The organism is Pseudonocardia thermophila, assembly GCF_900142365.1.
In the GTDB taxonomy this organism is placed as follows: domain Bacteria; phylum Actinomycetota; class Actinomycetes; order Mycobacteriales; family Pseudonocardiaceae; genus Pseudonocardia; species Pseudonocardia thermophila.
In genome coordinates, this window is the sequence record NZ_FRAP01000026.1 from 46,141 (window position 1) to 72,733 (window position 26,593).

General features: G+C 75.0%; 25 protein-coding genes. 9 read left to right on the top strand and 16 right to left on the bottom strand.

The window, feature by feature from the left end:
* Positions 1-26 precede the first annotated feature (26 nt).
* The 6 genes from BUE41_RS26850 to rsfS all read right to left on the bottom strand — a co-directional run bounded on the left by BUE41_RS26850 (position 27) and on the right by rsfS (position 6,083).
* Complete coding sequence (locus BUE41_RS26850) at positions 27-2,414, bottom strand: DNA internalization-related competence protein ComEC/Rec2 (protein WP_073460126.1); 2,388 nt, start codon at positions 2,412-2,414, stop codon at positions 27-29.
* Between the two features lie 31 nt (positions 2,415-2,445).
* Positions 2,446-3,339 carry a ComEA family DNA-binding protein gene (locus tag BUE41_RS26855; protein WP_234997610.1) on the bottom strand — a complete coding sequence of 298 codons (894 nt, stop codon included), beginning with the start codon at positions 3,337-3,339 and terminating at the stop codon, positions 2,446-2,448.
* Between the two features lie 133 nt (positions 3,340-3,472).
* The gene (locus BUE41_RS26860) at positions 3,473-4,321 is read right to left on the bottom strand and encodes a DegV family protein (protein WP_073460127.1); all 849 of its coding nucleotides are present in this window, start codon (positions 4,319-4,321) and stop codon (positions 3,473-3,475) included.
* Positions 4,322-4,330: 9 nt separating this feature from the next.
* Complete coding sequence (octT, locus tag BUE41_RS26865; RefSeq protein ID WP_073460128.1) at positions 4,331-5,077, bottom strand: diglucosylglycerate octanoyltransferase; 747 nt, start codon at positions 5,075-5,077, stop codon at positions 4,331-4,333.
* The gene (locus BUE41_RS26870; protein WP_073460129.1) at positions 5,077-5,697 is read right to left on the bottom strand and encodes a histidine phosphatase family protein; all 621 of its coding nucleotides are present in this window, start codon (positions 5,695-5,697) and stop codon (positions 5,077-5,079) included. Before BUE41_RS26870 ends, octT begins: the two co-directional genes overlap by 1 nt.
* The gene (gene rsfS, locus BUE41_RS26875; RefSeq protein WP_073460130.1) at positions 5,694-6,083 is read right to left on the bottom strand and encodes a ribosome silencing factor; all 390 of its coding nucleotides are present in this window, start codon (positions 6,081-6,083) and stop codon (positions 5,694-5,696) included. Before rsfS ends, BUE41_RS26870 begins: the two co-directional genes overlap by 4 nt.
* 97 nt (positions 6,084-6,180) lie before the next feature.
* On the opposite strand from rsfS, the gene BUE41_RS26880 reads away from it, so the two are divergent.
* On the top strand, positions 6,181-6,540 hold the full coding sequence (locus tag BUE41_RS26880) for a VOC family protein (RefSeq protein ID WP_073460131.1): 360 nt from the start codon (positions 6,181-6,183) through the stop codon (positions 6,538-6,540).
* Positions 6,541-6,657: 117 nt separating this feature from the next.
* Here the strand turns inward: BUE41_RS26880 and nadD are convergent, their stop codons facing one another.
* The 4 genes from nadD to BUE41_RS26900 all read right to left on the bottom strand — a co-directional run bounded on the left by nadD (position 6,658) and on the right by BUE41_RS26900 (position 8,992).
* Complete coding sequence (gene nadD, locus BUE41_RS26885; RefSeq protein WP_143172384.1) at positions 6,658-7,257, bottom strand: nicotinate-nucleotide adenylyltransferase; 600 nt, start codon at positions 7,255-7,257, stop codon at positions 6,658-6,660.
* Between the two features lie 35 nt (positions 7,258-7,292).
* The gene (locus BUE41_RS26890; protein ID WP_073460132.1) at positions 7,293-7,922 is read right to left on the bottom strand and encodes an alpha-ketoglutarate-dependent dioxygenase AlkB; all 630 of its coding nucleotides are present in this window, start codon (positions 7,920-7,922) and stop codon (positions 7,293-7,295) included.
* 9 nt (positions 7,923-7,931) lie between these two features.
* Complete coding sequence (locus BUE41_RS26895; RefSeq protein WP_073460133.1) at positions 7,932-8,504, bottom strand: TetR/AcrR family transcriptional regulator; 573 nt, start codon at positions 8,502-8,504, stop codon at positions 7,932-7,934.
* Positions 8,505-8,626: 122 nt separating this feature from the next.
* Complete coding sequence (locus BUE41_RS26900; protein WP_073460134.1) at positions 8,627-8,992, bottom strand: SPW repeat domain-containing protein; 366 nt, start codon at positions 8,990-8,992, stop codon at positions 8,627-8,629.
* Between the two features lie 140 nt (positions 8,993-9,132).
* Between BUE41_RS26900 and BUE41_RS26905 the strand changes: the two genes are divergently transcribed.
* Positions 9,133-9,816 carry a hemerythrin domain-containing protein gene (locus BUE41_RS26905; protein ID WP_073460135.1) on the top strand — a complete coding sequence of 228 codons (684 nt, stop codon included), beginning with the start codon at positions 9,133-9,135 and terminating at the stop codon, positions 9,814-9,816.
* A 7-nt stretch (positions 9,817-9,823) separates the two neighbouring features.
* Here BUE41_RS26905 and BUE41_RS26910 read toward each other — a convergent pair whose 3' ends face one another.
* Genes BUE41_RS26910 through BUE41_RS26920 form a run of 3 tightly spaced genes read right to left on the bottom strand, consistent with a single transcriptional unit; the run spans position 9,824 to position 15,098 of the window.
* Complete coding sequence (locus tag BUE41_RS26910) at positions 9,824-13,135, bottom strand: ATP-binding protein (protein WP_073460136.1); 3,312 nt, start codon at positions 13,133-13,135, stop codon at positions 9,824-9,826.
* Positions 13,136-13,190: 55 nt separating this feature from the next.
* Positions 13,191-14,624, bottom strand: a complete 1,434-nt coding sequence (locus BUE41_RS26915) for a vWA domain-containing protein (RefSeq protein ID WP_073460137.1) — start codon at positions 14,622-14,624, stop codon at positions 13,191-13,193.
* A 39-nt stretch (positions 14,625-14,663) separates the two neighbouring features.
* Positions 14,664-15,098: a hypothetical protein gene (locus BUE41_RS26920; protein WP_073460138.1), complete on the bottom strand. Its 435-nt coding sequence runs from the start codon at positions 15,096-15,098 to the stop codon at positions 14,664-14,666.
* Between the two features lie 187 nt (positions 15,099-15,285).
* On the opposite strand from BUE41_RS26920, the gene BUE41_RS26925 reads away from it, so the two are divergent.
* From BUE41_RS26925 to BUE41_RS26945, 5 genes are all read left to right on the top strand, one after another.
* A complete protein-coding gene (locus BUE41_RS26925) occupies positions 15,286-15,969 on the top strand; it encodes a response regulator transcription factor (RefSeq protein ID WP_073460139.1) in 684 nt (227 codons plus the stop codon).
* A gap of 38 nt (positions 15,970-16,007) precedes the next feature.
* A complete protein-coding gene (locus BUE41_RS26930; RefSeq protein WP_084755940.1) occupies positions 16,008-16,967 on the top strand; it encodes a sensor histidine kinase in 960 nt (319 codons plus the stop codon).
* On the top strand, positions 16,964-18,487 hold the full coding sequence (locus tag BUE41_RS26935) for a DUF4153 domain-containing protein (protein ID WP_073460141.1): 1,524 nt from the start codon (positions 16,964-16,966) through the stop codon (positions 18,485-18,487). The genes BUE41_RS26930 and BUE41_RS26935 overlap by 4 nt, the downstream gene beginning before the upstream one ends.
* Positions 18,488-18,558: 71 nt before the next feature.
* Complete coding sequence (locus BUE41_RS26940) at positions 18,559-19,194, top strand: maleylpyruvate isomerase family mycothiol-dependent enzyme (RefSeq protein ID WP_073460142.1); 636 nt, start codon at positions 18,559-18,561, stop codon at positions 19,192-19,194.
* 46 nt (positions 19,195-19,240) lie between these two features.
* Positions 19,241-20,194: an RNA polymerase subunit sigma-70 gene (locus BUE41_RS26945; protein WP_234997611.1), complete on the top strand. Its 954-nt coding sequence runs from the start codon at positions 19,241-19,243 to the stop codon at positions 20,192-20,194.
* Here the strand turns inward: BUE41_RS26945 and BUE41_RS26950 are convergent.
* Positions 20,187-21,074, bottom strand: a complete 888-nt coding sequence (locus tag BUE41_RS26950; RefSeq protein ID WP_234997612.1) for an AAA family ATPase — start codon at positions 21,072-21,074, stop codon at positions 20,187-20,189. The two genes, BUE41_RS26945 and BUE41_RS26950, sit on opposite strands and share 8 nt — an antisense overlap.
* A gap of 290 nt (positions 21,075-21,364) precedes the next feature.
* Here BUE41_RS26950 and BUE41_RS26955 point away from each other — a divergent pair, with 290 nt between their 5' ends.
* Positions 21,365-23,458 (top strand): RecQ family ATP-dependent DNA helicase, encoded by a 2,094-nt coding sequence (locus BUE41_RS26955; RefSeq protein ID WP_073460143.1) that lies wholly within the window; start codon positions 21,365-21,367, stop codon positions 23,456-23,458.
* A gap of 24 nt (positions 23,459-23,482) precedes the next feature.
* The gene (locus tag BUE41_RS26960) at positions 23,483-23,920 is read left to right on the top strand and encodes a nitroreductase/quinone reductase family protein (protein WP_073460170.1); all 438 of its coding nucleotides are present in this window, start codon (positions 23,483-23,485) and stop codon (positions 23,918-23,920) included.
* On the opposite strand, the gene proB is transcribed toward BUE41_RS26960, so the two are convergent.
* Together proB and obgE are read right to left on the bottom strand one after the other, a co-directional pair.
* Positions 23,913-25,034, bottom strand: coding sequence for a glutamate 5-kinase (gene proB / locus BUE41_RS26965; RefSeq protein WP_143172380.1), 1,122 nt, complete (start codon positions 25,032-25,034; stop codon positions 23,913-23,915). The two genes, BUE41_RS26960 and proB, sit on opposite strands and share 8 nt — an antisense overlap.
* Positions 25,031-26,527 (bottom strand): GTPase ObgE, encoded by a 1,497-nt coding sequence (gene obgE / locus BUE41_RS26970; RefSeq protein ID WP_073460145.1) that lies wholly within the window; start codon positions 26,525-26,527, stop codon positions 25,031-25,033. Before obgE ends, proB begins: the two co-directional genes overlap by 4 nt.
* Between the last annotated feature and the right edge of the window lie 66 nt (positions 26,528-26,593).

The following is a 26,593-nucleotide window of genomic DNA, read 5'->3' on the forward strand; positions in this document are numbered from 1 at the left end:
CGCTGCCGCGGCTGGCGCCGCTCCAGTCACCGCCGCGCCGGCAGCGGTGATCCACGGCTGACGATCCCGATCCGCGATTCGGCGCTGTCCGGCTCCGCCGCGACCACCGCGGTGTCGCCGGAGACGTCGGTGCGCCGGACCGTCGCCCCGGTGCGCTCGAGCTCGTCGAGCAGCGCCCGGTTCGGGTGCCCGTAGGGGTTGCCCGCGCCGACGCTCACCAGCACCGCCCGCGGCGCCACCGCCCGCAGGAACTCCCGGCCGGTGCTGCGGGATCCGTGGTGCGGCAGCTTGAGCACGTCGGCGTGCAGGTCCAGCCCGGACACCACCAGGTCGGCCTGTCCGGCCAGCTCCACGTCGCCGGCGAGCAGCACCGCGCCCGCCGGGGTCGTGGCGCGCAGCACCACGGACGTGTCGTTCACGGCCGTGCCGTCGTCGGGATCGACCGCAGTCGCCGCCCGACGCGGCCCCAGCACGTCGAGCACCAGCTCCGGCCAGGCCAGCCGCTGCCCGGCACGCAGCTCGGCGAACCGGGCCTCCACCGCGGCCGCGGCCCGTGCCGCCGCGCGCAGTGTGCGGACCGGCTCCCGGCCGGGCCCGACCGCCACCGCACCCACCGGACGGCCCCGCAGCGCGCCCTCCAGCCCGCCGGTGTGGTCGACGTGCAGGTGTGTGAGCACGACCAGGGCGAGTGCCTGCACGCCGAGCCGGGTCAGGCAGGCGTCGACCAGCCCGGCGTCGGGCCCGGCATCGACGAGCACCGCCCAGCCGGGCTCGCCCGTCGCGAGCACGATCGCGTCGCCCTGGCCGACGTCGCACGCCACCACGACCCAGCCGGCCGGTGGCCAGCCCACCGACACGAACCGGGTCGGCACCAGCACGATCGCCGCACCCAGCGCCACAGCCAGGAGCAGCGCTCGCACCCGCCGCAACCGCATCAGCACCACGAGGCCGATCAGCACCGCCGCCAGCAGCAGCCCGCCGCCGACGCCCTCCGGCCAGGTCAGGGCGAACCCGTCCACGGCAGCCGTACGGTCGGCCACGGTGATCATCCACTCGATCGGCGGCCCGGCCAACCAGGTGCACACCCGCGCCACCGCAGGTGCGATCGGCCCGAGCAGCGCAGCGATCACGCCCAGCACGGTCGCCACCGGCACAGCCGGCGCCACCAGCAGGTTCGCCACGATCGACGCCGGGTTGACCGCCCCGGCGAGCGCCGCGACCAGCGGCGCGGTGGCCAGGCAAGCGGCGGTCGCCACGGCGATCGCCTCCGCCAGCGGAACGGGCACCCGCCGCTTCGCGAGCGCTGCCGCCCACCCCGGCGCGACCAGCACGAGCGCCGCCGTGGCGGTGACGGACAGCGCGAATCCCGCGTCGACCGCCAACGCCGGATCGGCGAACACCAGCACGAGCACCGCGACGGCGAGCGCCGGCATCGCCGAGCGCGCCCGCCCCAGAGCCAGCCCCAGCAGCACCACACCGGCCATCACGGCCGCCCGCAGCACGCTCGGTGAGGGCCGGGCCAGCACCACGAACCCCACCACGGCGAGCGCCGCCACCACCGCGACGAGCCGGGGATCGGCCCGCGCCCGGCGCAGCAGCCACAGCAGTGCGCCCGTGATGATCGCGAGGTTCGCGCCCGACACCGCGAGCAGGTGCGACAGGCCCGCTGTACGGAAGTCGGCGTCGACCTCGGCGGTGAGCCCGCTGCGGTCGCCGACCGTGAGGCCCGGCAGCAGCCCGGCCGCCGCCGGCGACAGGGTGTCGGCCGCCGCGTCGCGCAGGCCCACGCGCAGTGCCCCGGCTGCGGACTGCCACCACGGCGGCTCGGCCACGGCCAGCGGCGGCCCGCGCACCCGCAGCACCGCCGCCGTGAGGTCCGTCCGCGCCGGCGGCGCCAGCACCCCGGACGCGCTCACCTCCTGACCGGGCAGCAGCCCGGCCCACCCGGCGGCCGGCGCCAGTATCAGGACCCGGCCGCCGGAGATCCACCGCTCTCCCGCCACGGTCGCGGCCACCAGCTCGGCGGGCACCGCGACCTGTGCCGCCCCGGGGAATCCGCCGCGGATCGGCCGAGGATCATCGCGCAGCACGGCCCGCAGCTCGGCCGCAGCCCCGCGGGCCGCCGGTTCCCGCAGTGGGTGCCCGAGCAGCGCCCAGCCGTGGACGGCGGCCACCACGGCCGCCGCCGCGGCGCACCCGGTGACGGCGAGGACCACGGGGTACCCGCGCCACCACCCGACGGCGGTCCCGGCCGCCGCCAGCACCGCGATCGCCAGCCCCAGCGCCGTGCCGATCTCCGGCCCGGGTGCCACCGCGGCGACGACGACCAGCCACGCCGCCGTCGCCGCGGGCACCAGCCGCAGGTCGGCGGGCTGCCCCGTACCAGCCCGGGCGAGCTGCCGCGCACCGGTCACGGCGGCCGTCCCGGTGCCGCACGCTGCCCGCTCACACCCGTACCAGCCCGCGGAGCTGCTCGAACCGGCGATCGCCGATCCCCTCGATCTCCCGCAGCTGCTCGACCCGGGTGAACCGGCCGTGCCGGGTGCGCCACTCGACGATCCGCTGCGCCGTGACCGGTCCGACACCGGGCAGGGAGTCGAGCCGGCCGACGTCGGCGGTGTTAAGGTCGATCGGCCCGCCCGCCGCACCACCCGATCCGGTGGCCGGGTCGCCTGCCGCGGCAGCGGTGGGTGCCGCGTCGGGCGCGGCCGGGACCCCGACCGCGATCTGCTCGCCGTCGGCCACCCGGCGGGCGAGGTTGAGCTGGGTGACATCGACCCCCGGCTGTGCGCCGCCCGCGGCGGCGAGGACGTCGGCGACCCGGGCCCCCTCGGGCACCGACACCAGCCCCGGCCGCTGCACCTTGCCGACCACGCTGACCACGACCGGTTCGGATGGTCCACCGGCCACCGGAGTCGGCTCGGCTGACGGTGCGGGCGGTGTCGGGCCCTGCTCCGCGACGGACACGACCGGCAGCGCCGCCACCGGCTCGGCCCGCGGTTGGCCGCCCCACACCACCACGACCGCGACCAGCGCCGCCACCACCGCGGCGACCACCAGTGCGACCGCACCCCGGCGGCCCGGGTCGATCCGCGCTCCGCGCACGGCCGCGGGCAGCAAGCCCCGGATCCCGGCGGGCGGCGGGTCGGGCCGGTCGGGCACGGGCGGCGGGCCGACGACGGCCTCCTCGATCCACTCCGCCCGGACCGGGACCTCGTCCGGGGCGCCTGCCGGATCCCGCGCTCGCTCGCCGTACGGCTCGACCGGCGCCGAGCCGAGGACCGCCGTCAACCGCCGCCGGGGATCACCCCCGGTCGCCACACGTTCGTCGATCGCCACACGGCGACCGTATGGCCGCCGGCCGTCCGACGGCCGCCGCCATGATCGACATGTGGATGGACCGGTGCGCTGGGGACAACCCCGGCCGCGCACCGCCCGGATGTCGGTCCTGCGTGTTATGGGCCCGGCGCCCCTATCCGTGCTTGGGCACCACGACGACGCCGAGCGCACCCAGCCCGACGTGCGCCCCGATCACCGCGCCCAGCTCCGAGACCACCAGCCGCGACGTCGTGGTCCGCTCCGCGATCGCTTGCGCCACCTGGTCGGCGCGCTCGGCCGCGGCGAGGTGGTGCACGGCGACGTCGGCCGGCCCCTCCCCCGCCGCCGCCACGGCGAGCTCGACGATGCGCTGGGCGGCCCGCGCGGTGGTGCGCACCTTCTCCAGCGGCACGATCCGCCCGTCCTCGATGTGCAGCAGCGGCTTCACCGCCAAGGCGGCGCCGAGCAGTGCGGCGGCGGCCCCGATGCGGCCGCCGCGGCGCAGCCGATCCAGCGAGTCGACGCTGAAGAACACCCGGCACCGCTGCGCGACCGCCGCCGCTGCGTACTCCACCGCGGCTCCGCTCTGCCCGGCCGTGGCCGCGTCGGCGGCCGCGAGGACGGCGAACCCGAGCCCCATCGCCGCCGCCCGGGAGTCGACGACCCGCACCCGCTGCGGATCCACCTGTTCGGCCGCCAGCCGGGCCGCCTCCCAGGTGCCGGACAGCTCCCTCGACAGGTGCACCGACACGACCGCATCGGCCCCCGCCCGCAGCGCCCGCTCGTAGCAGGCGGCGAACTCAGCCGGGGACGGGCGGGACGTCTGCGCGTCGAGCCTGCGGGCGGCCAGCGCCTCCGTGAGCTCGGCGGTGCCGATCTCCAGGCCCTCGCGGCCGACCCGGTCTCCGAGCCGGACCTCCAGCGGGACGACGTGGATCCCGCGCTCTTCGGCGACGCCGGGGGGCAGGTAGGCGGTCGAGTCGGTCACGACGGCAACAGGCACGAGGCGACCCTAGGTGTGAGTGCGGCGCTCCTCCAAGGAGGACCGAAGGAGCGCCGCCAACGCGTGACCCACAGCGGCGTGCCCCGCCCAGCCCCAGTGCATGCCGTCGGGGTTCCCGGCGCCGCTGCGCACGTGCTCACCGACGAGCGCGGGCAGGTCCAGGAGCTGCACCCCGTGGGTGCCCGCCCAGGCCCGGACGGCGGCGTCGGCGGGCGCCCACCCGGCGTGCACCCCGCCGTAGGCCGCGGCCCGGTGCGGCGGCGGCCGGACGGCGACCACCGGAAGACCGGGGCGCAGCGCCAGCACCGCGCGCCGGCACCGGTCCAGGTACTCGACGGTGAGCCGCGGCGGCAGTGCCACCGGTCCGCCGCCGGGCAGCTTCGCCAGCACTCGGGACAGCCACGGCTGCGCCGCCAGGTAGCCGGAGCGGACCGCTCGCCGCAGCGGTTCGGGCCGCAGCACCGGGATCAGCTCGCGCAGCGCGGTCGGCAGCGGCGACGGGAGGGTGTCCATCCCGCCAACGCCGAGGACGAGCGCGTCCGCGCGCGGCACCGCCGCCCAGAAGCGCGGATCGTGGGTGACCGCGTGCCAGGCGTGCCGGGTCGTCCAGCCGATGCCCGCGACGAGCTCCGCCCGGCCGCCCAGCGCCGCAGCGGCGACGTTCGGCCAGATCCGCGGGTGGTCGGCCGGTTCTGCGCGCTCGGGCCCGTGGAAGGCCAGCGAGTCGGCCAGCACGAGCAGCAGCGGCGCGGGCACTACACCCCGACGTTGTAGCCGGACAGTCGCCACCGCGGGTGGTCGCGGCGGCGGGCGAGGACCGCCCACTTGCAGTTGCCGATCCCGCCGATCGACGGCCACGCCGAGGTCGGCAGCGCCAGCAGCCCGCACACCAGGCCGGCGATCAGGCCGCCGTGCGCGACGACCACGACCGTGTTGTCGACGTCGTCGTCGGCCATCTCCTCGTCGAGCTCGTCGATGACGGGACGGGAGCGGCGCACCACCTCGATCCGGGACTCCCCTCCGGGCGGCGCCCACGCGGGATCCGCGCGCCACTGCGCGATCGCGCCCGGCCAACCCTCCTCCACCTGCGCGACCGTGAGGCCCTGCCACTCGCCGAGGTGGGTCTCCCGCAGGCGCGGATCCAGCTCCAGCGGCAGCCCGGTGACCGCAGAGATCTCCTGCGCGGTGTCGACCGCGCGGGACAGGTCGGAGCTGATCAAGCGGTCGGGCTTGAACTGAGCGACGGTGGGGGCGACGGCGGCTGCCTGCTGGCGCCCGAGATCGGTCAGCACGGAGTCGATGTGCCCCTGCATCCGGCCGGCGACGTTGTGGTCGGTCTGGCCGTGGCGCAGCAGGACGAGCCGCCGGATCGTCATGCGCCGTCCTCCGACCCCACCGGGGTGCGCGCCTCCGGGAACTCCAGCCGCGGGCAGTCCTTCCACAGCCGGTCGAGCCCGTAGAAGCCGCGTTCTTCGGTGTGCTGGACGTGCACCACGAGATCGACGAAGTCCAGCAGCACCCAGCGGCCCTCCTGGGCTCCCTCCCGGCGGACCGGCTTGGCACCGTGGATGCGCAGCTTCTCCTCGACCTCGTCGACGATGGCCTGCACCTGGCGCTCGTTCGGGGCCGAGGCGATCACGAAGCAATCGGTGATCACGAGCCGGTCGGAGACGTCCAGCGCCACGATGTCCTGCGCGAGCTTGTCCGCGGCGGCCGCGACCGCCACTCGTGCCATCTCCTGTGCTCTGTCGCTCGCCGTCACGCTGTTGCTGCCATCGGTGGTCCTCCTGCTTCTTCGACTCGCTATCCTCCCAGCCCGTCGTCGAAGGCCCGCAGGTCGGGTCGGAGGGTGGTCGGAGATGATCATCGGTACGCACGCCGTCGTGTTCGCTGCCGACCCGGACCGGGCCCGCTCGTTCTTCCGGGACGTGCTCGGCCTGCCGCACGTGGACGCGGGCGAGGGCTGGCTGATCTTCCGCATGCCGCCGGCTGAGGTGGGGGTCCACCCGGCGGAGCCGGACGCGGCCGGCGCGCACGAGCTGTACCTGATGTGCGACGACATCGCGGCCACGGTCGCCGAGCTCACGGCGAAGGGCGCGGAGTTCAGTGCGGGCGGGATCGTCGACGCGGGGTTCGGCCGGGTGGCGCACCTGATCATCCCCGGAGGTGGACGGCTGGGGATCTACGAGCCGCGGCACCCGGTGGCCTTCGACCTCTGAGTACCTCTGAGTACAGCCCTTCCCCGCAACGGCCCCGTCGAGAACGAAGTCAGGGCGAAATCGAATCGTTTCGAGCAGCCACGACTTCGTTCTCGACGGGGCGTCCGAGAAAGGACCTCAACTCCCGGGCTTCATGTACAGCTTCCGCTTCGCGATGTACTGGACCACCCCGTCCGGTACCAGGTACCAGACCGGGCGGCCCTCCGCGACGCGCGCGCGGCAGTCCGTCGAGGAGATCGCCATCGCCGGCACCTCCACGAGCGTGACGGAACCGGCGGGCAGGTGTTCGCCGCCGAGCCGGTACCCGGGCCGGGTGACGCCGACGAAGTGCGCCATCTCGAACAGCTCGTCGACCTTGCGCCAGGACAGGATCTGGGAGAGCGCGTCGGCGCCGGTGATGAAGTACAGCTCGGCGTCGGGATGCAGCCTGCTCAGATCGGCGAGGGTGTCCGCGGTGTAGGTGGGGCCGTCGCGGTCGATGTCCACGCGGCTCACCGTGAACCGCGGGTTGGACGCCGTGGCGATGACCGTCATCAGGTAGCGGTCCTCGGCCGGGGTGACCTCACGGTCGCTCTTCTGCCACGGCTGTCCGGTGGGCACGAAGATGACCTCCTCGAGCCCGAACCGGTCGGCGACCTCGCTCGCGGCGACGAGGTGGCCGTGGTGGATCGGGTCGAAGGTGCCACCCATCACGCCGACCTTGCGCCGGCCGGGCACACTGCCTCCCTGCACCCGCGCAGCGTAACCGGCGCCTACTGGTAGACGTGCCGGAACTGCACGCTGATCCGCGGCGCGGCGGCGCGGACCTTCGGCACGCTGTGCTGCCACGTGCGCTGGCAGCTGCCGCCCATCACGAGCAGGTCGCCGGGCCCGGGCAGCAGCCCGATGCCCGCGCCGCCGCCCGTGGGGCGCAGCCGGAGGGGCCGGACCGCGCCCAGCGACACCAGCGCCACCAGCGCCTCGGGCAGGTCGCGCGCCACCCGGTCGCCGTGCCAGGCCACGCTGTCCGCGCCGTCGCGGTAGAGGTTCACGCCGATCTGGGTGAACTCGACGCCGTACCGCTCGCTCAGGCACACCGCCATCGCCGGCAGCGGGTCCGGCGCCGGCGGGCCGGATCCGGTGTGCCAGCGGTAGGTGCAGCGCGGCTCGACCACACGGCGGTCGTACATCCGCACCTCGCGCGGGCCCCGCCACGGAACCTCGGCCAGCAGCCGCGCGAACAGCACGTCGGCCCCCGTGCACCAGCGCGGCGCGAGGTCGAGCCACGCGCCGCGCTCGAGGTGCTGCCGCCGCAGCCCGGTGAACTCCCGGTCGAAGCTCACCGCGGACGCGTCGAGCGCGCCGTCGAGCAGCGACGGCTGCCAAGCCAGGTCCGAGGTCACATCCCGAGGTTAACCGGATTCGAACGAGAGTTCGAGACCGCGGGCGACGAACTTAAGTTCGCGGTCGATGGCCGGGTCGTCACCGGGATGGCGGGCCATCGAGTGCCGGTACGACAGCGCCGAGGCGAGCAGCCGGGCGGCACCCTCGACGTCGGCCCGGCAGTTCGGCAGCGCCGCCATCATCACCTCGCGGATCACCGCGACGAACCGCTCGAACCGCGCTTGCAGCGCCGCCAGCACGGCCGGGTGCGTGTCGGCCTCGCGCCACAGCAGGTGCGAGAGCACCGCCGACGAGTCGGCGTTGGCGTCGAGGACGTCGACGAGCCTGCGCAGGCTCTCCCCGACCTGACCGGGGACGACCACCGTCTCCAGCGGGACCTTCTCGTCGGGCAACCGGTCGACCAGCGCCTCGAGCAGATCCGGTTTGCGCGCGAAGTAGTAGTGCACCAGCCCCTTCGGCACGCCCGCCCGGTCGGCGATGCGCGAGATGGGGGTGGCCTCGAACCCGTGCTCGGCGAACAGTTCCTCGGCCGCCGCGAGGATGCGCTCCCGCGCCGACGCCTCGGCGCCCCGCTCGCCCACTCCTGCCTCCCGTCTCCCCGGAACACGACGGACGGCCGCGGCGGGCTGCCACGGCCGTCCGGGTTCGAGGACCGACTCTAAGACCGGCTCGAGGACTGATCGCAATGAGGCGTCACCGTGACTCAGTGCGCCGCGACCGCGCCCCCCTTGTGCGCCTGGTTGGCCTCAGGCAGCGCGACCGCACCTGCGATGACGGTCAGCACGCCGGCGATCCAGGCCGTCCACGACGCGCCGCCGAACGCGGTGAAGCCGAGCACCCAAGGAGCGATGAAGAGCAGCACCCCCAGGCCGAGGTGCACGTACTCACTCGCCACCGAATCGGGCGCTGCGAGCGACCAGAGGGACGCGAGCGCGATGAGGACACCGAAGATGATCAGAGTCCACAGCGCGGCGGCGTTGGTCTCGACGACGATCGGCGATAGGGCCGTCAGCACCCCGATCACGAGCGCTGCCCAGTCCTGCCAGCGGGTCCATGCCCTTGTGGCCATGACTCCCACCTCCCTTTCTCTGCGGTACCTCAAGGATGCGCCTTGGTTGGCCGGCCGGTCAAGGATGTTCAGTGGTGTTCGTCACAGCGCGGCAAGTCCGCCGCAAGTGAGCCGAAAGGCAGACCGGTCAGGCTGCCGCCATGACGAACGTCCAGTCCTCCCCCGACGCGCCGAGCGTCGCGGGCATGCGCATGGCGCACCGCATCATGACCGGCGACCTGATCCGGCTCACCTCCGCGGTGGAGCGCATCGCCGACGGCACGACCCGCTGCCCCGACGATCGCGCTACCGCGCTGGCCAGCTGGCTCGACGAGCTCGCTGCGGAGATCCGGCACCACCACCGGATCGAGGACGACGTCGCGTGGCCGGTCATCACCGCGGCAGCCGGCGAGTGCGTGGACCTGTCCGAGCTCACCGGCGACCACGCGGCACTGGAGCCGATGCTCGACGGAGTGCGGGACGCGTGCGCGGCCGTGGTCGCCGCGCCTGCGGAGCAGCGGGCCACGGCGGCACGCCCGCTCGCCACGGCGCTCGCCGAGCTGCGCGACCACCTCCTGGAGCACATCGAGAACGAGGAGACGACGCTGTTCCCGATCATCCGCCGGCACGTCCCGGTGACGGAGTGGGTGAAGGTGGAGCAGGCCGCGGGCACCGGCGGCGGCCGCATGGCGTTCCAGCTGCCCCGCATGCTCGACGCGACGACGCCCGCCGAGCGCGCCGAGGTCCTCGCCGCCGCCGGCGCGGGTACTCGGGTCGTGCTGGGGCTGCTCGGAGCGCTGCTGCGGCCGGGCTACCGGCGCCGGGAACGGCTGGTGTTCGGCTAGAGCGCCGTCAGCCCTCGATCGGTCCGGCCCGGCGGGCACCGGTGGAGCCGGACGCCGACGCCTGCTCGGCCGCGGCGATCCAGTCCGGCTGCCCGACCCGGCGGGCCAGCTCGAGCGCGGTGCGCAGGTGGGCGGTTCGCTCCGCCTCCGGCCTGCCCAGGAACCGGGCCAACTCGGCCAGCGTGGCGGCCACCGGTCCGAACGTGATCGATCCGCTGGACACGCCGGCGAGCGTCGCGGCCCACGGCATGAGCTCGGTGTAGCAGTGCGCGGCGACGGCGCGGTGCCCCAGCCCGATGGCCGCCTCTGACCGGGCGACCATCCAGAGGTGCCAGTAGTAGGTGCGCGGTGGATCGAGGTCCGGTCGCCACACCCGTGCAGCCTCTGCGGTGCGCCCGGCCGCGACGAGGACGGCGGCCACGAGGTCCTGGAAGGCCGGGACGGCCGAAGCGGGCGAGCTGAGCACCGCGTCGGCCAGCTCGCCGTGCCGGCCCCGCGCGTGCCGAGCCGCGATGCGGCCGATCAACCCGGCGGTCGCACCGTTGGCCTCCCCGGCGGCGGTCATCCGCTCGCCCACCGCCGTGTACAGCCTCTCGGCCCCCTCGGCGTCGCCCTCGATCAGCGCACGCAGCGCCTGGTAGATCGCCGACCAGCCCAACGTGAAGCCCAGCTGGCCCCCGGGGGCGACGGCCACGGCGGCGTCTGCGTGCTGCTGGGCCTCGGCGAACCGCAGGTGCTCGGCGGCGACCATGAACTCGTAGTGGTGGGCCAGCGCGCGGTAGCCCGGCAGCCGGGCCAGGTCCGCGAGCTCGGCCAGCTCCCGGCCGACGGCGGCCAGCTCCGCACGCCGATCCGGCCCGTTGACGGTGAACCCGCGGGCGTTGAACGCTATCGCGCGGGTGGCCGGATCGAGCCCGGCCGAGACCTCCATGACCTCGTCGGCGGCGCTCGCCGCGACGTCGTCGGCGGCGCTCTCGGTCTCCAGCACCAGCATCGCCAGCAGCCGGCTGCGGGTACGCGGATCGGTGCAGGACCGCACCTGCTGCTGCAACAGCGCGACCCGCCGCTCCACGAGGCGGGCGTCGACCCGGATCGTCCACGGCGCCGGCGCGTCGAAGCTGGTCAGAGCGGCGACGAGCTGGGCATCGCCGCGAGCGCGGTCGATCGCGGCGTCGCGCGCCTGCATCGCCGCTCGCACGGCTCCGGCGTGGGCGAGCGCCGACACGTGGGCGCAGCGCAGCTCCATCTCGCGATCCGGTTCGACACCGGCGGGACCAGCGAGGCGCACCGCCGCCTCCCACAGGTGCGCGGCCTCGCGCGGTGCGCCGGAGCGCACCGCGGCGCGGGCGGCAGCGACGACGGGCGGCAGCGCCTGCGCCGGCGGCACCGCGGCCCCTGCGGCGAGCGCGTGGTGCGCCAGCTCGGCGGGGTCCGCACCCGCGCCGGCGGCGAGCGCCGCCAGCGCAGCGGCGTGCATCCTGCGGCGACGCAGCGGCGGGACGTCGCCGTAGAGGGTGTCCCGCACGAGGGCGTGCGCGAAGCGCACCCGGTCCTCGCCGGGATCGACCAGCAACCCGGAGACGATGCCCAGCTCGACCGCGTCGAGGATCGCGTCCTCGGCGTCGGGTTCGCCGAGGGCGACCAGTGCGTCGACGGCGACGTCGCGGCCGAGCACCGCGGCCCGCCGCAGCACGGCCCGGGCGTTCGCCGGCAGCCGGTCCAACCGGCGGCGCAGGACGTCCCGCACACCGGCCGGCACCGCCACCGCGGCCGTCCCGGCGCCGTCGGTGGCGATGAGCCGGGCCAGCTCGCGCACGAACAGGGGATTGCCGCCGGTGCGCTCGCCGACCAGCGCCACCACGGCCGGATCGGCCCGACCGGCACCGTGTCGATCCAGCAGGGCAGCGACGGCTGCCGGGGCGAGGCCGGACAGCTCGACGCGGTCGGTGATCGGACCGGCCAGGGCGGCGAGGGCGGTGTCGAGGTCCGGCCCGACCTCGGCGGGCCGGACCGTCGCCACGACGAGCACCGGCACCTGGGCCAGCCCGGTGATCACGGAGCGCAGCAGCTGCAGCGATTCCCCGTCGGCGCGGTGCAGGTCGTCGAGCACGAGCAGCAGCGGCCCAGCGGCAGCGACCCCGCGCAGCCGCTCCACCAGCGCCTGCGCCGCCCAGAACGTCTCCTGCGCCGCGGCGGGCCCGCCGGGGCGCAGGAGGGGCCGCAACCGTTCGTCCTCGGCCGGGAAGGCGGTCGCGATCTCCCGCCACGCCCAGCCCGGCGGGGCGCCGTCCACCTCGGGGCAGCGGCCGAGCGCCACCGTCCAGCCCTCGGCGGCCAGCGTCGCCCGCACGGCGTCGACGAAGACGGTCTTGCCCGCTCCGGGCTCGCCGCCGACGAGCACCATCCAAGCCGTGGCGGTCGCGGCAACCGCTGCCGCGACCGCACGAACCCTGGCGAGCTCGTCGTCGCGACCCAGCAGGGGCTCGACGACCGGGCGGTGGACGGACCGGGGAGGCGGTGCGGTGACCTCGGGGCGGACCGGACCAGGATCGGCCTGGGCGAGGATCTCGCGCTCGGCCGCCCGCAGCTGCGGCCCCGGGTCGACGCCGAGCTCGTCGGCGAGCCGCGTGCGGACCCGCGCGAGGACGGCGAGCGCGTCGGCCTGCCGGCCGCTTCGGTAGAGCGCGACGGCGAGCAGGTGCACCGCGCTCTCGCGGAACGGGTGATCGTGCACCAGCCGCTCCAGGTCGGGAACCGCGGTGTGCGCGGCCCCGACGGCCAGCCGCGCCTCGGCCAGCCGCTCGACGGCGACGAGCCGCAGCTCGGTGAGGCGCGCCGCCTCCGGCGCAGCCCAGGGATCGTCGGTGAACTCGCCGAACGGCGGGCCCGACCACAGCTGCAGCGCCTCGGTGAGCAGAGCGGCCGCCTCCTGCGGCTCGCCGCCGGAGGCCTGCTCGACGAGCCCGACGAACCGCGCGCTGTCCACGGCGACCCTGTCGAGGGCCAGCGCGTACCCGGGAGCGGCGCTGACCAGCACCGCGGCGGGGCTGCGCGGACGCCGGTCGGGTTCGAGCACCCGGCGCAGGTGCGAGATCTGCACCTGCAGCGCCGCGAGGGCGCGCTGCGGCGGATCGCCCGGCCAGAGGTCCTCGACGAGTGCGTGGGCGGACACGACCGCACCGCCCGCGACCGCGAGCCGCGTCAGCACCGAGCGCTGACGCCGGCCGCCGACGTCGGCCGGCGCGCCGTTCACCGTCACCCGCAGCGGCCCGAGCACCGACAGCCGCACCGGCCGGTCGATCTCGCCGAGTTCGGGCACGCGGTCGTCCTCGCAGAACTGTGGGGCCGGGCCGGGCGATTCAACCATCCTCGGGTCACACCGGCAGCAGCGCCTCCACGACCTCCGCGAGCTGCGCCGCGTTGCGGCACTCGTGCATCGGGAGCACGTCGGCGTACTTCAGCGCGGCCGAGTCACCCGCGCCCCACTGCCGGCGCGGCTCCGGGTTGAGCCAGTGCGCGTGGCGCGCGACGCCGACCAGCCGCCGCAGCACGGTGAGGTTCGGGTCGCGGTAGTTCGTGCGGCCGTCGCCGAGGATCAGCAGCGACGTCTTCGACGTGACGGCGTCGCCCCAGTACTCGGCGAACGTGCCGAACGCACCGCCGTAGTCGCTGTGCCCGTCGAACGCGACGAGATCGGCCTCACGCAGCACCCGCTGCATGACCCCGGACAGCTCAGCGCCGGGAGCGAACAGGTGCGTCACCTCGTCGGTGCGCTCGACGAACGCGAACACCCGCACCTTCGAGAACTGCTCGCGCAGCGCCTGCACCAGCAGCAGGGTGAAGTGACTGAACCCGGCGACCGACCCGGACACGTCGCACAGCACGACCAGCTCGGGCCGTCCCGGGCGGCGGGTGCGCCACGCCGGGCGCATCGGCACGCCCCCGGTGGACATCGATCGCCGCAGTGTGCGGCGCATGTCGAGCGTGCCGCGCTCGGCGTGCTTGCGGCGCACCGCGAGCCGGCTCGCCAGCCGCCGGGCCAGCGGGTGCACGGTGCGGCGCAGCTGCGTCAGCTGCTCGGAGTAGGCGGAGAGGAACTCGACCTGCTCGATCTGCTTGGGCACCGCGGTCCGCTCCACCTGGTCGCGGCCGCGCTGCTCGGCGACGCGCCGGCGCACCTCCTCGGTGACCATGTCGCGGAACCGCGCGATGCGATCACGGATCTCGCGACGGCGCATCTCGGATTGGAACTCGCTCTCCTCGCCGTACTCGGCGCGCAGGTCGTCGAGGATCTGCGCGAGCAGCGTCTCCGGGGAGAGCAGCCGCAGCGCCTGGTAGGCCGACCAGCTCGGCTGCCCGCTCTGCCCGCGCACACCCTCACCGGCCGCTCCGGCGGTGCCCAGCGCGTCGATCACGGCCCGGGCCAGCGCGGCCAGCGCAGCGTCGTCGCCGTCGCGCAGCAGCCGGGCCAGCTCGGCGCGCACCCGGTCGATGTCGACCGGGCCGTCGGGCTGCCCGTCGACCCGCGGGACGTCGAACTCGGTGGTGCCGGCGCCGATGGCAGCCGGGAAGTACAGGTCGAAGAGGGTGTCGAAGGCCTGCCGCTGCCCGGTGCGGCGCAGCAGCGCGGCGGCCAGGCCCTCGCGCAGGTGCTCGCGGTGGATCAGGTCGAGCGCGCCGAGGACCTGCGCCGCGGCGACCGTCTCCCCCGGGCCGACCGACACGCCGGCGCGGCGCAGTGCGGCGACGAACTCGACCAGGTGCCCGGGCAGACCGTGGTCGTGCGCGATGCGCGCGGCGGTGTCCACCTCCGCATCATGCCTCGCCGGCTGCGCCGGCGCACCGGGTCAGGCGCGGTCGATGCGGTCGGCCGTCACGAAGCACACATCCTGCCCGGCCACCGACATCTCGCCGGTCACCCGCAGCTTCTGCCCGACGCCGAGCGGAGATCCGTCCTCGGCGCGCACGTGCACGTCCGCCGCGCTGAAGCCGTTGCCCAGCTCGTCCATCGTGCTGCCGCCGGAGCCGACGGCGATGTCGATGCCGACCCGCTCCCCGGGTCCGCCGGTGATGTCGAGCATGCAGCGGTAGGTGCCGTCGTAGTCGTTGCACGCCACGGTCGAGCGGGCCGCGAGGGTGCCCTCGAGGACCACGGCGCGGTCGTCGTTGGCGTCGGTGCAGGCATCGGCCAGCGCCACGGCGGCCGGGGCGGCACCACATGCGGCGAGCGCCGCGGCGAGGACGGCGGCCACGGCCGCTCGGTACACGATCGTGCGGGTCATGCCGACGAGCGTCGCCGACGGCGTCCTGTGTGGACATCGGCGCGCGGTCAGGATGTGCACCCGCGGAGGGAAGGATCTGCTCACCGGCCGGCAACCCCCACAAGATCTTCACACTTCCTCCGCACCGTCGCCCACATCCGCCCCTATCGTCAGCCGCGTGAGCAGCGCAGGCAGTACGACCCGGCGGGTGCTCGTCGTCGACGACGAGCCGACGATCGCCGCCTCGGTGGCGGCGCGGCTGCGGGCCGAGGGCTTCATCGTCGACGTCGCGCACGACGGCCCGGGTGCGCTGGACCGGGTGGCGGCCGACCCGCCCGACCTGATCGTCCTCGACGTGATGCTGCCCGGGCTCGACGGGCTGGAGGTGTGCCGGCGCATCCACGCCGAGCGGCCCATCCCGATCATCATGCTCACCGCCCGCGACGAGGAGACCGACAAGCTCGTCGGCCTGGCCGTCGGCGCCGACGACTACCTGACCAAACCGTTCTCGATCCGTGAGCTGGCCGCGCGGGTGCACGCGCTGTTCCGCCGGATCGACCGCATCGCCGACGCGGCCGCCGCGCCGGCCGCGCGGATCGTGCTGGGTGACCTGGAGATCGATCCCGCGCAGCGGCGGGTGCGGCGCGGCGGCACACCCGCGCACCTCACGCCGACCGAGTTCGACCTGCTCACCGAGCTGGCCGCGCACCCGAGGCAGGTGCTGGCCCGGGAGGCGCTGCTGGCGAGGGTGTGGGGCTGGTCGGTGGCGACGTCGGGCACCCGCACGGCGGACAGCCACGTGAAGGCCCTGCGCCGCAAGCTCGGGGCCGACCTGATCCGCACCGTGCACGGCGTCGGGTACGCGCTCGAGGCCGGTGGGGAGCCGGCGTGATCCGCCCGCTGGACCCGATCGGCTCGATCAAGCTGAAGATGAGCGTCCTGCTGCTGCTCTCGGGCGCGGCGGGGGTGGCGTACCTGTGGAGCATCTACCGCTGGGTGCCGCCGCTGCACATCATCCTGATCGCGACCGGCATCGTGATCGGCACGGCGCTGGTGCTCTCCCGCGGGATGACGCGCCCGCTGCGCGAGATGACGGCTGCCGCCCGGGCGATGGCCCGCGGCGACTACACGCGTCGGGTGCGGGCCACGTCGCGCGACGAGGTCGGACAGCTCGCGGCGGCGTTCAACCAGATGGCGGCCGACCTGGCCGCGGCCGACCAGCAACGCCGGGACCTGATCGCGAACGTCTCGCACGAGCTGCGCACCCCGATCGCCGCGCTGCACGCGGTGCTGGAGAACGTCGTCGACGGGATCGCCGAGCCGGACCGCGAGACCATGCAGACCGCGCTGCTGCAGACCCGGCGGCTGGGCAGGCTGGTCGCCGAGCTGCTCGACCTGTCCCGCATCGACGCCGGCGCGACCACGCTCGACCGCGAGGAGTTCGAGCTCGCCCCGATGCTGGAGGAGGCCGTCGCCGAGGTCGGGGTGGTAGCCAACGACGTCGCCGGCCGGGGCATCCGCTTCTGCCTGGACGTCCCGCCCGGCACCACGGCGTGCGCCGACCGGGCCCGGCTGCACCAGGTCGTGGTCAACCTGCTGGACAACGCCGCGCGGCACGGGCCGCCCGGCAGCGACGTGCGCGTGAGCGCCCACGAGGAGGGGGACGAGCTCGTGCTGGAGGTCCGCGACGAGGGTCCGGGGATTCCCCCGGAGGAGCGCACCCGGGTGTTCCACCGGTTCACCCGCGGGGAACGGGCCGGCGGTGGCGGCACCGGGCTGGGGTTGTCCATCGCCCACTGGGTGGTGGACCTGCACGGCGGGACCATCGCCGTGCTCGACGCGGACGGGCCGGGCTGCCGGATCCGCGTGACCCTGCCGAGGTCGGCGTGACCGGCCCCGGCGCGCCGGACCGGGCGGAGGAGGAGCTCGTGACCGGCCCGGTCGGCACGGTCGAGCGACCAGCCCCGCCCGCCGCCCCGCCGCCGCTGTTCGGCGAGGCCTGGCCGGCGCCCACCGAGCCGCCGACGACGGGGATGGTCGTCGCGGTCGCGGTCGTCGCGCTGACCGCCGCTGGGGCGCTCCCGGAGGGGCGGCCCGGGCTGGGTTGGCTCGTCCTGGCCCTGGTGACGGTGGCGGCTGCGCTCGCCGTCGACTGGCGCAACCGGCGGATCACCCCGGCGGGCGCGTGGTGGACCGCCGCCGCGGTGGCGCTCGCGGCGGTGTGCGCGATCCGCGCCGCCGAGTGGCTCGGCGCGCTCTGCCTGCTCGCGGCGCTGGGGAGCGCGACGCTGGCCGTCGTCGGCCGGTCCGGGCGGGGCGTGTGGGCGGCCGCGGCGACGGTGGCGCTCGCGGTGTGCCGGGCCGTGCCCTGGTTCGGCCGGGCCGCGACCGAGCGCACCGACCTGCGCCGCACGATCCGCATCATCGTGGCGCTCGGAGTGGGTGCGCTCCTGCTCATGGTCTTCGGGTCGCTGCTCGCGGCCGCCGACCCGGTGTTCGAGGCGCTGGCCGAACGGCTCAGCCCCACGATCGACGATCACGTCGTGCGCTGGCTGTTCCTGGCTGGGGCGGGCGCACTGGGCATGGCGGCGATCTGCTTCCTGACCCGGTCAGCGCCGCGGCCGCCGGAGCCGTCGGCGCGGCGGCGGATGCGCGGCCTGGAGTGGACGATCCCGGTGGGGTTCGTCGTGGCGTTGTTCGCGGCGTTCCTCACCGTCACCGTGCGGACCCTGTTCGGCGGTGACGCCTACGTGCGGGCCACCGCCGGCATCACGTACGCCGAGTACGCGCGCAGCGGGTTCTGGCAGCTGCTGTGGGTCACGGTGCTCGCCCTGCTGGTGATCGTGGCGGCGGCCCGCCTCGCGCCGGTCGAGCGTCCGGTGGAGCGGCGGTGGAAGCGCGGGCTGCTCACCGCGCTCACCGCGATGACCCTGCTGCTGATCGCCTCGGCGACCCACCAGATGGTGCTCTACCAGCAGGCGTACGGCCACACGGTGCTGCGGCTCGTCGTGCTCACCGCGGAGCTGTGGCTGACGGTGGCGTTCCTGCTGGTCACGTGGTCGGTGCTGCGGCTGCACGACCGGGTGCCGACGCGGGCGCTCGCGGGCACCGCGGCGGCGGCGCTGCTCGGGCTGGCGCTGCTGGACCCGGAGCGGTTCGTCGCGCAGCAGAACGTCGACCGCTTCGCGGCCACCGGCAAGCTCGACGCCCACTACCTGTCGACGCTCTCGGCCGACGCGCTCGGCCCGACCGACCAGCTGGCGGACCCGCTGCGGGCCTGCATCCAGGAGCAGATCCTGCGCGACGCCGCTGATCCGGACTGGCGCAGCGCCAACCTGGCCAGGGCGCGGGCCGCGGCCCGGCCCGGCCCGCAGTGCCCGGACCCGGCACTGACCGGACGGGAGATGTGATCTGCGCCACTCCACGATGCCGCGGGTGCGCGGCGGACGCCGTACCCCGTGAGTCGTCTCGAGGAGGTCCCGTGCCCGCATCCGACACCTGGTCCCTCGTCCACGCCGAGCGGGCCGCGCTCGCCGCCGACCTGGCCGCGCTGCCGGAGGAGGCGTGGAGCACCCCGTCCCTGTGCGCCGGGCTGAGCGTCCGCGACGTGCTGGCGCACCTGACCGCCGGCGCGACGCTGTCGTTCCCGCGCTGGTTCGCCGGCGTGGTGCGGCACCGCTTCGACTTCGACGCCCAGGTGATCACTCGGCTGCGCGAGCAGCTCGGCGACACCCCGGCCGACACGCTGGCCCGCTTTCGGGCGGCGGCCGGCCGCCGCACCACGCCGCTGGGCCGGCGCGGCGGCCCGGAGTTCATGCTCGCCGAGACCGTGGTGCACGCCGAGGACATCCGCAGGCCGCTCGGCCTGCACCGCGCGCATCCCGGCGACGTGCTGCGGACCGTCGCCCGGTTCTACGCGGACACCGACCTGGCAGTGCCGTCGCGCCGCCGCGTCGAAGGGCTGAGACTCGTCGCGGCCGACGCAGCGTTCGAGGCGGGGAGCGGTCCGCTCGTCACGGGCCCGACGCTCGCCCTGATCATGGCCATGACCGGGCGCCGCCCGTACCTGGCCGAGCTGAGCGGGGACGGGGTGGCGGTGCTGAGTGAACGGTGCTGAGTGAACGGTGCTGACGCAGCGGTGCGCGGCCGGCACGATCACGGGCGTGGGAAGCACCGTGCTCGATCGGGCCGTCGGCGGGGACGGCGCGGCCTTCGCCGAGCTCGTGGCTCCGCTGCGCGACGAGCTGCACGCGCACTGCTACCGCATGCTGGGCAGCGTCCACGACGCCGACGACGCGCTGCAGGAGGCGCTGCTGCGGGCGTGGCGGGGCCTGGCCGGGTTCACCGGCCGCGGGTCGCTGAGGTCATGGCTCTACACCGTCACGACGCACGCCTGTCTGGACGCGGCGCGCAGCCGCAGCCGCCGCGCGCTGCCGGTCGACCTCGGGCCGGCCAGCCCGGAGCCGGTGCTCGACGCCGCCGCCCGGACCGACGTCGCGTGGCTGGGCCCGCACCCGGACGAGCGCTACGAGCACCGGGAAGCGGTCGAGTTGGCGTTCGTGGCGGCGCTGCAGCACCTGCCGCCGCATCAGCGGGCCGCGCTGCTGCTCGTGGACGTGCTGGGGTTCGCGGTGCCGGAGGTCGCCCGGATGATGCGCACGTCGTCGGCGGCGGTGGCGAGCGCACTGCAGCGGGCCAGGAGCACCGTCGAGCGGAGACGGGCCACCGAGCCGGACCGGCACCGGCGCGCGGTCGCCGCGGCGTTCGCCGACGCGCTCGAACGGGGCGACACCTACGCGTTCGTCGCCCTGCTGGCCGAGGACGTGACGTGGACGATGCCGCCACTGGCCGCCTGGTACGCCGGCCGGACCGCGGTCGCGGCGTTCGCGCGAGCGGTGCCGTTCGGCGGTGGGTGCGGCACCTGGCGGACCGTCGCCACCACCGCGAACGCGCTCCCGGCCGTCGCCGCGTACCGCGACGCGGACGGCAGCGGTGTTTGCACGGCCTGGTCGATCACCGCGGTCGAGGTGCGCGCTGACCGGATCGCCGGGCTCACGACGTTCCTCGGGGCGGACCACGTCGCGCTGTTCGCGCTGCCCGCCCAGGTCACTAGTTGAGCCGCAGCTCCGTGGCGGCCTTCACCGCATCGCTCTGGTGCTTGAGCACCACGCCGAGGGTCGCGCGGACCGCGTCGTCGTCGAGGGTGTCGAGGCCGAGCGCGAGCAGGGTGCGCGCCCAGTCGATCGTCTCGGCCACCGACGGCGACTTGCGCAGCTCCAGGCCGCGCAGCACGCGCACGGTGCGCACGAGCGCCTCGACGAGCGACTCGGCGAGCTCGGGCACCCGGGTCGCGACGATGCGCCGCTCCAGCTCGGCGTCGGGGAAGTCCAGGTGCAGGAACAGGCAGCGGCGCTTGAGCGCCTCGGACAGCTCCCGCGTCGAGTTCGAGGTGAGCACCACGATCGGGCGGCGCGCGGCGCGGATCGTGCCCAGCTCCGGCACGGTGACCTGGAAGTCGGACAGGACCTCCAGCAGCAGCCCCTCGACCTCGACGTCCGCCTTGTCGATCTCGTCGACGAGCAGCACGGTCGGCTCGGTGCGCCGGATCGCGATGAGCAGTGGCCGCGGGAGCAGGAACTCTTCGGAGAACACGTCGTCGCGGGTCTCGTCCCACGTCTCGCGGTCCTTGCCGGCGGTGATGCGCAGCAGCTGCTTCGCGTGGTTCCACTCGTAGAGGGCGCGGGCCTCGTCGATGCCCTCGTAGCACTGCAGGCGCACCAGGCCCGATCCGGTGGCCTCCGCGATGGCCTTCGCCAGCTCGGTCTTGCCGACCCCGGCGGGCCCCTCGACGAGCAGCGGCTTGCCCAGGCGGTCGGCGAGGAAGACGGTGGTGGCGACCGCGGTCGAGGCGAGGTAGCCGACCCCGGCCAGACGCTCGCTCACCTCGGCGACGGAGCCGAACTGCGGGGACTGCGGCGCGGACGGTTGGTCGGTCACCTCGTCATACTGCATGGTGACCGGCGGCCAGGTGCGGGAGACGCCAGTCACACCCGGGCCGGGACGGCGCAGGGATGGTGGGCTCGCGCCCCTGGTCACCGTCCGGTGGTGCTCTGTCAGGCCGCGGTGGGGCGGTCCGGGGCGGGGCCCGAGCGGCGTTGCGGTGGACCGCGTCGGCATCTGCTGTTCCCCGCCACGAGCGTGCGGGAAGCGCTTCGCTGCCGCGCTCACCCGACCCGCCCGACCAGGCGCCGTCGCCGCTGTCGGTGGGCTGGGCAACGATGGGTGCCATGACCAGCGCCACGACCGATCTCCGCACGCGCGCCGAGGAGGTACTCGCCACGCTCGCGGGGCCGGGTGCCCGGCTGCGCGAGGACCAGTGGACCGCCGTCCACGCGCTCGTGGCCGAGCGCCGCCGCGCCCTGGTGGTGCAGCGCACCGGCTGGGGCAAGTCCGCGGTCTACTTCGTGGCCACCAAGCTGCTGCGCGAGGCGGGCGCGGGGCCCACGGTGATCGTGTCACCGCTGCTGGCGCTCATGCGCAACCAGATCGAGGCCGCGGAGCGGGCCGGGATCCGCGCGGTCACGGTCAACTCGGCCAACGTCGGCGAGTGGGAGCAGATCTACGCCGCGATCGACGCCGGCGAGGCCGACGTCCTGCTGCTCTCCCCCGAACGCCTCACCAACCCGGACTTCCGCGACCGCGTGCTCCCCCGGCTCACCGTGACCGCGGGCATGCTCGTCGTCGACGAGGCCCACTGCGTGTCCGACTGGGGCCACGACTTCCGGCCCGACTACCGGCGGCTGCGCAACCTGATCGCCGAACTGCCCGACGGCATCCCGGTGCTGGCCACGACCGCCACCGCGAACGACCGGGTGGTCGTCGACGTCACCGAGCAGCTCGGGCTGCAGGCCGGCGAGCCGCTGGTGCTGCGCGGCTCGCTGGACCGGGAGAGCCTGCGGCTGTCGGTGGTCTGCCTGCGGACCCCGGCGCAGCGGTTGGCCTGGCTCGCCGCGATGCTCGACACCCTGCCCGGCGCCGGGATCGTCTACACGCTCACGATCGCCGCGGCCGAGCAGGTCGCGGAGTTCCTGCGCGAGCGCGGCCACGCCGTCACGGCGTACACGGGCAAGACCGATCCCGATCAGCGCCTGGCTGCGGAGGCCGATCTGCTCGCCAACCGGGTCAAGGCGCTGATCGCCACGAGCGCGCTCGGTATGGGCTTCGACAAGCCGGACCTGGGCTTCGTCGTGCACCTCGGTGCCCCGTCCTCGCCGGTGGCGTACTACCAGCAGATCGGCCGGGCCGGGCGAGCCCTGGACCGGGCCGAGGTGGTACTGCTGCCGGGCCAGGAGGACCGCGACATCTGGGCGTACTTCGCCTCCTTGGCGTTCCCGCCCGAGCACCTGGTGCGCCAGACCCTGGCCGTGCTCGACACCGAGGAACCGATGTCCACAGCGGCGATCGAGACCCGTGTCGATCTCTCCCGGACGCGGCTGGAGATGCTGCTCAAGGTCCTCGACTCCGACGGCGCGGTCCGCCGGGTCAAGGGCGGCTGGGTCGCCACCGGTGCGGAGTGGTTCTACGACGAGGAGCGCCACCGCCGCATCGCCGAGGCCCGCAAGGCCGAGCAGCGGGCGATGCTGGAGTACCAGACCACCGACATGTGCCGGCTGGAGTTCCTGCGCCGCCAACTCGACGATCCCGATCCCGGCCCGTGCGGGCGCTGCGACAACTGCGCCGGGCCGGCGTGGCGGACCGAGGTCGACGCCGCCGTCGAGGCCGCCGCCGGGGAGCGGATCCACCGGCCCGGGGTCGAAGTGCCGCCGCGCAAGCAGTGGCCGAGCGGCATGGCCGAGCTCGACGTGCCGGTGTCGGGCCGGATCCCGGCGGGCGAGCTGGCCGAGAGCGGCCGGGTGATCGGGCGGCTGTCCGACATCGGCTGGGGCACCCGGCTGCGCGAGCTGGTCGGACCGGAGGCTCCCGACCACCCCGTCGGGCAGGACGTCCTCGACGCGGTCGTGCGGGTGCTCGCCGGGTGGGACTGGGCCGAGCGTCCGGTCGCGGTCGTCGGGATCGGGTCACGCACCCGGCCGCACCAGCTGGAGCACCTGGCTCGGCGGATCGCCGAGATCGGCAGGCTGCCCCTGCCGGGCATGCTGGAGCCGGTCGGCCCGCGGCCGGAGAAGCACGCCAACTCCGCGCAGCGGTTGGCCGCGGTGTGGTCGGCGTTCGCCGAGCCGGCGTTCGAGGTGCCGACCGGGCCCGTCCTGCTCGTCGACGACGTGATCGACACCGGCTGGACGGCCACGGTGGCCGCACGGCTGCTGCGGAAGGCCGGGGCGACGGCCGTGCTCCCGTTCGCGCTGGCCCAACAAGCGTAAGTTACCCGCGGTAAGATGTGGCTCGTGCCACACGATGCGCTGCTCAAAGCGATGAACGGGGTTCACCGACTGGTGCTGACCGCCACCGGCGGCAAACTCGGATGGGCCGCCATCGGCATGCCGGTGCTGGAGCTGACCACGATCGGGCGCAAGTCGGGGCAGCCGCGCACGGTCATGCTCACCTCGCCGCTGAAGGAGGGCGACGAGTACGTGCTCGTGGCCTCCCGCGGCGGCGACGACCGTCATCCGGCGTGGTTCCTCAACCTGCGCGAGAACCCGGACGTGGAGGTGTCGCTGAAGGGCGGGCCAAGAGGGCGGTGGATCGCGCGCGTCGCCACACCGGAGGAACGCGCCCGGCTGTGGCCGCAGGTCACCGCGAAGCACGCCCAGTACGGCCGCTACCAGAAGCGGACCAACCGGGAGATCCCGCTGGTGCTGGTGCGCCCGGCGCCTGTCAGCTGAGGGAGACCAGGTCGTCGGCGTGCACGACCTCGCGGCGCAGCTCGGGCGGCAGGTCGCGGGAGCGGCGGCCGATGATGGCGGGCAGTTCCTCGGCGTCGAAGCTCACCACGCCGCGCGCGACGACGTCGCCGTCCGGCCCGACGAGATCGACGACGTCGCCGGCCACGAAGTCGCCGTCGAACCCGCGGATCCCGGCGGCGAGCAGCGAGCGACGCCGATGGATCACCGCGGTGACAGCGCCTGCGTCGATCTCCAGCCGGCCGGCCGGGTCGGCGGCGTTGCGCAGCCAGAACCGCCGTGCCCCCATCCGCCGGCCGGACGGACGGAACGCGGTGCCGACCTTCGGTCCCTCGGGCTTGGTGTCGAGCGCGTCGTGGACGTCGGCGGCCGCGGCGAGCAGCACCGGGATGCCGGCGGCTGCCGCCATGCCCGCCGCGGTGATCTTGGTAGCCATGCCGCCCGTGCCCAGGCTGGACTGGCCGGGCTTGGCGATCTCCACGCCGTCGAGGTCCGACGGGGCGTCCACGTCGGTGAGCAGCTTGGAACCGGGCTTGCGCGGATCGCCGTCGTAGAGGCCGGCGACGTCGGAGAGCAGCACCAGCGCGTCGGCCCCGACGAGGTGCGCGACGAGCGCAGCGAGCCGGTCGTTGTCCCCGACGCGGATCTCCTCGGTGGCGACGGTGTCGTTCTCGTTCACCACGGGGAGCACGTCGAGCCCGAGCAGCCGTTCCAGGGTGCGCTGGGCGTTGCGGTAGTGGCTGCGGCGGATCATGTCATCGGCGGTGAGCAGCACCTGCCCGACCGTCTGCCCGTACCGCGAGAACGACACCTCGTAGGCGTGTGCCAGCAGCAGCTGCCCCACGGCGGCAGCGGCCTGCTGGGTGGCCAGGTCCCGTGGCCGCTTCGCCAGCCCGAGCGGCGCCAGACCGGCGGCGATCGCGCCCGACGACACGAGCACCACCTGGCTGCCGTGCGCGCGGCGGCGGGCCAGCGCGTCGACGAGCCCGTCCAGCCGGGCCGGGTCCAACCCACCGTCCAGGCTGGTCAGCGACGACGACCCGACCTTGACCACGACCCGTCGCGCCGCGGCCAGCGCTTCCCGGGTTGACCTCACTCCCACTCCTCGGCCGCCGCCCGCTCGGCCGCCTCGCGCTCCGCCTCCAGTGCCAGCTCGGCGTCGCTGCGGTGGCGGCGGCGCTCGGCCCTCGCCATCTTCCGCTGGACGGCTGAGACGCGGGTCGACCGCTCCAGCCGCGGATCGGTGCCGCGGCCCGCCATCATCACCGCGATGCCGGCCGGGGTCGTCGGATCCCAGTCGAACGTCATGTCGCCGATCGTGACCGGGCAGCCCGGCTTGGCCCCCGCCTCGGCCAGTGCGTCCTCGACGCCGAGCCGGGCGAGCCGGTCCGCCAGGTAGCCGACGGCCTCGTCGTTGTCGAAGTTGGTCTGGCGCACCCAGCGCTCAGGCCGGGCGCCGCGCACGATCCAGCCGTCCGCCTCCTCGGGATCGGGCTCGATCGTGAACCCGGTGTCGTCCACCGGGGTGGGCCGCAGAACCACCCGGGTCGGCTCCGGCGGCGGCTGCGCATCGCGGAACGCCTTGACCTCGGCCGCCATCGCGAACGTCAGCTCGCGCAGCCCGGCTCGGCTCGCCGTGGAGATCGGGAACACCGGCCAGCCGAACCGTTCGGCGACGTCGTCGGCGACGATCTCGACGAGCTCCTGCGCGTCCGGCACGTCGATCTTGTTGAGGGCGACCAGCCGGGGCCGGTCGGCGAGGTCACCGCCGAGGGCCGGGGTGTAGTGGGCGAGCTCGGCCTCCAGCGCCTCGATGTCGGAGATCGGGTCACGCCCGGGCTCGTACGTCGCGCAGTCCACCACGTGCACGAGCACGGAGCAGCGCTCGATGTGCCGCAGGAAGTCCAGACCCAGGCCGCGGCCCTCGGCGGCGCCGGGGATCAGCCCGGGCACGTCGGCGACGGTGAACGTCTCCTCGCCCGCGGTCACCACGCCCAGCTGCGGCACCAGCGTGGTGAACGGGTAGTCGGCGATCTTCGGCCGGGCCGCGGACAGGGCGGCGACCAGCGACGACTTGCCGGCGGACGGGTAGCCGACGAGTCCGACGTCAGCCATCGAGCGCAGCTCGAGCACGAGGTCGCGGCGCTCCCCCGGCTCGCCGAGCAGCGCGAACCCGGGCGCCTTGCGGGCCGACGAGGCCAGCGCAGCGTTGCCGAGCCCGCCGCGGCCGCCCTGCGCGGCGACGAACCGGGTGCCCGCGCCGACGAGGTCGGCGAGCAGATCGCCGTCGGCGCTGAACACCACCGTGCCGTCGGGGACCCGCAGCTCCAGGTCCTCGGCGTTGGCGCCGTTCTGGAAGCGCCCCTGCCCCGGGGCGCCGTTCTTGGCGACGGCGTGCGGCCGGTAGTGGAAGTCGAGCAGGGTGTGCACACCCGGATCGACGACCAGCACGACCGATCCACCGCGGCCGCCGTTGCCCCCGTCGGGGCCGCCGAGCGGCTTGAACTTCTCACGGTGGATCGACGCACAGCCGTTGCCGCCGGACCCGGCGGTGGCGTGCACCACCACGCGGTCGACGAACCTGGGCATGCATGACTCCTGACACGAACGAACGGCGGGCCACCCTGCAGGGCGACCCGCCGTCCGGCGAAGATT

Bases quoted from the DNA above. Each gene is read 5' to 3' on its own strand.
- BUE41_RS26870 (WP_073460129.1), bottom strand. From the start codon at position 5,697: ATGACGATCCGGCGGCTCGTCCTGCTGCGCCACGGCCAGACCGACCAC.
- BUE41_RS26880 (WP_073460131.1), top strand. From the start codon at position 6,181: ATGATCATCGGTACGCACGCCGTCGTGTTCGCTGCCGACCCGGACCGG.
- BUE41_RS26900 (WP_073460134.1), bottom strand. From the start codon at position 8,992: ATGGCCACAAGGGCATGGACCCGCTGGCAGGACTGGGCAGCGCTCGTG.
- BUE41_RS26905 (WP_073460135.1), top strand. From the start codon at position 9,133: ATGACGAACGTCCAGTCCTCCCCCGACGCGCCGAGCGTCGCGGGCATG.
- BUE41_RS26920 (WP_073460138.1), bottom strand. From the start codon at position 15,098: ATGACCCGCACGATCGTGTACCGAGCGGCCGTGGCCGCCGTCCTCGCC.
- BUE41_RS26930 (WP_084755940.1), top strand. From the start codon at position 16,008: ATGAGCGTCCTGCTGCTGCTCTCGGGCGCGGCGGGGGTGGCGTACCTG.
- BUE41_RS26955 (WP_073460143.1), top strand. From the start codon at position 21,365: ATGACCAGCGCCACGACCGATCTCCGCACGCGCGCCGAGGAGGTACTC.
- obgE (WP_073460145.1), bottom strand. From the start codon at position 26,527: ATGCCCAGGTTCGTCGACCGCGTGGTGGTGCACGCCACCGCCGGGTCC.